Origin of the sequence: Streptococcus oralis (genome assembly GCF_001075675.1) — a bacterium.
Taxonomy (GTDB): Bacteria; Bacillota; Bacilli; order Lactobacillales; family Streptococcaceae; genus Streptococcus; species Streptococcus oralis_V.
On record NZ_JUNW01000034.1, the window covers coordinates 121,721 to 128,799 of the forward strand.

The 7,079-nt window shown below is 41.2% G+C and carries 3 protein-coding genes and 1 pseudogene; 3 read left to right on the forward strand and 1 reads right to left on the reverse strand.

Features of this window, described 5'->3' with window-relative positions:
- The first annotated feature begins 1 nt into the window (after position 1).
- Together ADM50_RS05365 and ADM50_RS05370 are read left to right on the forward strand one after the other, a co-directional pair.
- A complete protein-coding gene (locus tag ADM50_RS05365) occupies positions 2–1,669 on the forward strand; it encodes a DAK2 domain-containing protein (RefSeq protein ID WP_049484761.1) in 1,668 nt (555 codons plus the stop codon).
- A gap of 7 nt (positions 1,670–1,676) precedes the next feature.
- Positions 1,677–2,228 carry an SP0191 family lipoprotein gene (locus ADM50_RS05370; RefSeq protein ID WP_049484762.1) on the forward strand — a complete coding sequence of 184 codons (552 nt, stop codon included), beginning with the start codon at positions 1,677–1,679 and terminating at the stop codon, positions 2,226–2,228.
- 83 nt (positions 2,229–2,311) lie between these two features.
- On the opposite strand, the pseudogene ADM50_RS05375 reads toward ADM50_RS05370, so the two are convergent.
- Positions 2,312–2,596, reverse strand: a pseudogene (locus ADM50_RS05375) (transposase family protein); the annotation flags it as partial.
- 283 nt (positions 2,597–2,879) lie between these two features.
- On the opposite strand from ADM50_RS05375, the gene ADM50_RS05385 reads away from it, so the two are divergent.
- On the forward strand, positions 2,880–7,079 hold a 4,200-nt coding region (locus ADM50_RS05385), incomplete at its 3' end, for a YSIRK-type signal peptide-containing protein (protein WP_049484767.1).

Consider the following 7,079-nt stretch of genomic DNA (forward strand, 5'->3'; position numbering starts at 1 on the left):
CGTGTCAAAAATTACTACCAGTTTATTCCAAGAGATGGTGCAGGCTGCATCAACTCGTTTGAATAAGCAAGCAGAATATGTCAATTCATTGAACGTCTTTCCAGTTCCAGATGGAGATACTGGGACAAACATGGGAATGACCATTGAAAATGGTGCGAAAGAAGTAGCAGACAAGCCTGCTTCTACAGTTGGAGAAGTAGCGAGCATTCTTGCTAAAGGGCTCTTGATGGGTGCGCGTGGGAATTCAGGAGTTATCACTTCTCAGCTCTTCCGTGGCTTCTCTCAGGCTATCAAGGAAAAAGATGAATTAACAGGTCAAGACTTGGCTCTTGCCTTCCAATCGGGTGTCGAAGTAGCTTATAAAGCGGTTATGAAACCAGTTGAAGGAACCATTTTGACTGTTTCTCGTGGAGCGGCTATTGGGGCTAAGAAAAAAGCCGAGGAGACAGATGATGCTGTTGAGGTCATGCGTGCAGCCTTGGAAGGCGCGAAAGCAGCTTTGGCTAAGACACCAGAAATGCTCCCAGTCCTTAAGGAAGTTGGTGTGGTAGACTCAGGTGGTCAAGGTTTGGTCTTCATTTATGAAGGATTCCTTTCAGCTCTTACTGGTGAATACAGTGCTTCTGAAGACTTTGTAGCGACTCCTGCCAACATGAGTGAAATGATCAATGCAGAGCACCATAAGTCTGTAGCAGGGCATGTGGCAACTGAGGATATTACCTTCGGTTACTGTACGGAGATCATGGTAGCCCTCAAACAAGGTCCAACTTATTCTAAGGACTTTGACTACGATGAATTCCGTAACTACTTGAATGACTTAGGCGACTCTCTACTTGTTGTCAACGATGATGAGATCGTCAAAGTTCACGTCCATACAGAAGATCCAGGTCTTGTCATGCAAGAAGGTCTCAAATATGGTAGCTTGATCAAGGTAAAAGTGGACAACATGCGTAACCAACACGAAGCGCAAGTTGAAAAAGAAGCAACTCAAGGAAGCAAGCCTGCTGAAACAAAAGAGTATGCCCTTATCGCAGTAGTAGCTGGTCAAGGTTTAGCAGATATCTTCCGTGCCCAAGGTGTGGATTATGTCATCGAAGGTGGTCAGACGATGAACCCTTCAACAGAAGACTTTATCAAGGCTGTTGAACAGGTCAATGCTCGCAACATTATCTTCTTGCCAAACAATAAAAATATCTTTATGGCAGCTCAGTCTGCGGCTGAAGTGCTTGAACAACCTGCTGTCGTGGTAGAAGCACGTACAATTCCTCAAGGATTGACCAGTCTTCTTGCCTTTGACCCAAGCAAATCAATCGAAGAAAACCAAGAACGCATGACTGCAGCCCTTGGTGATGTCGTAAGCGGTAGTGTAACAACAGCCGTTCGCGATACAACGATTGATGGATTAGCAATTCATGAAAATGACAATCTTGGTATGGTAGATGGGAAAATCCTCGTGTCAAATCCTGACATGCACCAAACCTTGACAGAAACATTGAAGCATATGTTGGACGAAGACAGTGAAATCGTGACTTTCTATGTCGGAGAAGACGGAAGCGAAGAACTTGCCAATGAAATTGCCCAAGAAATCGCAGAAGAATTCGAAGATGTTGAAGTAGAGATTCACCAAGGTCAACAACCTGTATATCCATATCTTTTCAGTGTGGAATAGGAGATTTATGAAAAAAGTTTTAGGATTGATTTTCACCTCATTACTTGCTCTTTCTGGCTGTGGTCAAACCAACATTGCAACAACAGAGTCAAGTGGCACAGCGAGTTCGGTTGATTCATCCACAAAGTCAAGTCAGGTGAAAGAAGAAATCAAGGAAACGACCAAAGTTCTCAAAGGGAAGATGGAAGAATTTGATGTCACCATGACTTTTGTTTACACGGATGTTGTAAAACAATTCAAGATGGATATGTTGGGAGAATTTGGAGAGGAAATTCCTGCAGAAATTACTCCGGAAGAATTTCAAGAAGTCTTTCGCGAAGCTGTGGAAAGCTCTCCAGAGTATATTGAAATCAAGGACGAGCCAGGTGTTAAAGTTGAATATTTTATCACCGATAATAAAAAGATGAGAATAGTTATTAATCTTGACCTTGAGAAAGCAGATATGGATAGAATTAAAAAGACTTATTTCTTTGAATCACTTAAGGATAGTGTAGAAGACTTTAAGAAACCAAATACTCTGATTGCTGGTTTAAAGTTACAAGGATTTAGAGAAGAATAAACGAAAGAGGCTGGGACAATAGTCCCTTATCTCCAAAAAAATGTTCTTTGTCAACTGTAGTGGGTTGAAGAAAAGCTAAGATGTAGAGAAATCTCAGCGACCGCCATTTTTGAGCATTGATAGCACTTGAATCGACGTTTTTTCAGAAGAATTCTAGTAGGCATACCAGTCGTTTCAAGGTAAGGAATTTTGGACGGTTTTTGAAAATCATATTTCTTCACTTGGCTTCCGTAATCAGGGAAATCTGGCACATCGTAGTCCAGTTTAGCGATGATTTCCTTGTGTATATCCATATTGATGATATCTACAATCTTGATGTTAGGATCTTTAATATCGAGTAGTTTTGTGATAAAATGTAATTGTTCCATATGATTCTTTCTAATGATGGTTTGGTTGCTTTTCATTATAGATCTTATGGGACTTTTTTCTACAACAAAATAGGCTCCATAATATTCATAGGGGATTTACCCACTACAAATATTATAGAGCCGAAAACAACAGAAGGAAGCTGGTTTTTCAGCTTCCTTTTTCTATGTAAAAGGAGTTATAAAGAAATTTATGTAGAAATGAACATTCTATTGGAAATTCTATTTACTATAAGTTATAATGATAAAGCTGTTATATTAGATTAAGTATGAATATAAAGGAGAAATGATGAAGAAAAAATTTTTTAATCAATCTTTTTCCCGCTTTTCGATTAGAAAGTTAAGTGTTGGGACCTGTTCGGTATTGCTAGGAACCTTTATGGTGATGGCTACTTCACCAGTGCAAGCGGATGAAGCTCAAGTCAACAATAAGGAACAACAAACGCAGGCGGAAATTCAACAGAAGGAAAAAAGTGCTGAGAATGGACAGGAAGTCATTTCTGAGCCTCAAAAAGTGGTAACACAGAACGAAGCGGTTAAGGAGCTGGAGGATAAAGCTGAACCGTCCAAAACAGAAGTATCTGCACCAGTCTCTCAGAGCCAACCAGTTTCTCAAGTTGACAATACGAAGGAAGCGAGTCAGCCTTCTTTAGATGAGGAGAAAAAGCAATCTCTAGAATCAACTCAAACTGAGCAGAAAAGCAAGGAAGAAAGTGGCTCTAGCGGGAAAACTTCTTCTAGGCGCAAGAGATCGCTAGATGAAGTCAATGCAGAATTTAAAACTCATTCGCCAATCAAAGATATCCATGCTGTAGATAGTGTTCGTGAGTCCTTGACTTTTAGTATTACTGGACACGAAGCAGATTATTCTGGTGGGTATATCAAAATTCATTTCCAAAATGGGAAGGCTATTAAATTGACCCCTTCTCCAGTTGGTGGTGTAAAGTTCAGCCAAGAAAAAACGAATGGGGACCTTGATTTAAAGATAGAACCTGCAAATCTGAGAGGTGGAGCAAACTATAACTTCGTCTATACTTTTCAGATAGATCCTTTGACTCAGAACTGGGGAGGTGCTGTCCAAGCCATTGGGCCAGACCATAAGGTGACCGCAACTGCTAAGCTCTATGACAAAAATGGCAATGTCCTCAAAGAACTTGGAAGCATTGAACACACATGGAAAGTCTTAGAAAACGGGGTGGGTGGCCTGACTCCAATGTCTGGCAATCAGGTCATTGGCTACGATCGAAATAACGATGGTATTGTCGACGATGATTCATCGGTCGTGTCCTACTATCTATTTAACGGTGCGAAAGATCCTAAGAATAATACGGCAAGAAATGATTACTTCAACTATGGAAATGGTGTCTTTGATGGTCGTATGATCAATGGTATGGGGATTAGTGATGTCGGAGGGCATATCATTGATCCTGTCACTTCTTATACCTATAATATAGAGTTAAAAGAAGGTTATGAATTGACAGATGAAGCTAAAGCTCTAGGATGGACTGCCGATGCGACGGGTTACCATCTGACGATTAACAGAGCTAACAATCCGCTTCAAGATATTAATAACAATAAAAATAAGCTCATTCCAATTTCTTTCAAGTTAAAGAATGCCAAAGTAGCAGATATCAATAGAAAAGCACAAAACCTAACTGTGACGGGGATCTATACAAAAGCAGATGGGACTAGTTATCAAAATACGGCTGTTCTCCCCTATACTCTCTTTGTTCAAAAAACTGATCAGCCAGAATCTTCTCTCTTTGAGTTTAGACACTATAATCAGTCAGATTCGGAGATAATTCGTTCTTATGGTGAAACAGAATACCGTTCTTATGTTCGGCTCTCTTCGGTCGCTGAGGTTGAAAAAGATTATCTTATCAATGACTATACTGTCACTCATAAAATACAGGACCCACGAGAGTCTTATCGGGAAGTCAATGCGATTGAGGAGCGTTATTGGAATGAATTTTTCTCTTCGCCGGATGCATCTGTAGAAGTATACAATAAAGCTACAGGTGAGTTGTTAGGGACTTTTAATAGTAACACTCGTAGTCTACGATTGACGGAAGAGCAAGATGTGAAGGAACTGGAGTACAAGTTTAAAAATATCAAGATGAGGAAGTCCTCAACCAATGATACTTCGGCATTTTTTTTCCAGACAAAAACACGTTTTAATAATTGGGAAAGTTTCTATAAAGACTCGACGATTAGTAAGTTGGATTCTAGAACGGATTCCACTTTTAACAATACTGGAAACACTGTTTCCTTCTCTCAAACGGCTTCAGCCGAATTGACGCGCGTTATCCAGCAAATTTCGATGATTGGACGCCGTCGGACAGATGTCTTCAATCGACACACAGATGCTTCTGGTTTTAAAGAAGATTTTATCACAAGGACTGCGGGTAAAGACACCCCTACCCAGAACTTAGCAAACTTGACGGGAGTTTACCATCTGGCTTATTTGGCTGATCCACAATTAAACTTTAGTGGGAGTCCTAATTTTAAGGTTTATTATAATTACAAAGATACTGGGAAAACTCTCTACTATGCCCAAGTAAAGGGGACTCCAGACTCCCCTATGCCTGCAACACTTTTGAAGTTAGAAAACAAGACGATTCCAAATGGGACCTACACCTATAAAGCGATTGCTTTTTGGGACGAGGAACTTCCTGACGTTCAAGCTCAGAATGGCTACGACTTAGGGGAGCTTGATGGCATTACAGTTACCTCGAAAAATTCAGTTTCTTATGACTTCGATGTGATCGTACAGGCTTCTGAAGCGAGTGGTGTCTACTCTGAAGTGAAGAGAGCTACAAACCAACACTTTGCCTACAATACCCAAGAGCACTATCCTGGCGATGAGATTGATTTCAGAGTGACCTATAAAAACGCAGCGAAACAGCCTGTTTCAGATGTCTATGTTTTGTCATCCCTGCCGATGAAAGGTGATAAACAGCTAGAATCCAGAAATCGTGGTTCTGGATTTACAGTGAGTTTGACAAAAGCTTTAACACCACCTTCAGGCTGGGAAGTTCAATATAGTCGTACTGCAGGCACTGCTGCAGAAATTAGTGCTTCACAATGGCTCACAGCAGATCAAGTGTCGGATTGGTCAGAGATTCGTGCAGTTCGTTGGCATTCGACTGCTCCGGTTGCTGCTGGAAGTAGGATTCAGTTTCCTATTGATGGAGCAGTTATCGGGCAAGATACTGCCCCAGGTGCTACGGCTTATCTTTCTTCGGCACTGGCAAATGACAGTTCCAAGTACACTGAGTCCAATAATGTTTCAATCCAAATGTCTACCAAACTGTCATCTGCAAGTTTTACCTTTGTGGATATAAACGATCCGTCTAAGGAAGTACAACTAGGACAGGTAGACACAGTTGTAGGAAAACCAAACGGACCAATTTCTTATGATCCTGCTCGTCGAATTAAGGAATTGGAAGATGCAGGATATGAACTGATCAGTAACGATTTTACAGATCATACCTTTGGTGATTCGGCTAGTCCAAAACAATTCAAGTTTCAGTTTAGACACAAGATTACAGAACTAACCGAAACTGTTCGTGGAACTCGCGAGGTTGATTTTGAATATCTCAAAAAAACAAACCATTCTGATTTATCACTCCTTCCTCCAAAACATGTTGAGACTCATTCGTTTACTCGCACGAAGAGAATTGACCAGGTTTTGGCGAAACGGCAACCAAATGATGCGACAGCTGGTGTGACATACTCAGCCTGGTCTGCAGACCAAACTTGGTCTCAAGTGATTTCTCCTGAAATTCCTGGCTATTATCCAAGAGAGGATATTGATGCAAACACAATGTCGGGAGAAGGAGCTCTCTATGAATATTTAATGAACGCGGATGATCCTAGAGATGAAGAGTTGGAAAAGGAATTTACCTGGTATCGGGTGGTGTATTATGTTCCGCTTCCAGTTGTCCCTTCAGCAAGTGCAGCGAAATCTAAAGGCATTCAAGGGCAGAAGCAGGCAGCAACGATTCACTTTGATGACGATAGAGCAAGCGAGAGCGAGGTTCACTTTACAAAAGGTACAACAACCATCAATGGAGCAAAGAAATCCGTTGAACTAGTCCGAAGCAGTGTCTTTCTTTATGATGAGAATGGACAAAAGGTAACTTCGCTAACCATTGCCAACCAAGGGACGTACGATTTAGATCTTGTAAATAAAACAATTGTCTTTACTCCACTGAAAACCTTCTATGGTCCGGCAACTCCAGTTCAAGTTGGAGTGGTGGATAAAAATGGAGAGTCGGCTGTAACGACCTACACCCCAGTTGTTGAAAGAGTAACACCAACAGGTTCAGGTGATAAGACAGAAGGTCTACAAGGTCAGGTCCAAGAAGGTAAAGTGACCTTCACACCAGGCCATGATTCAGTTCCATTCCCAGCTGATTCAACCCCACTATTTGACAATGGTACAACTGTGAAAGAAGTACCAAATGTTGGTAAGTTCGAAGTG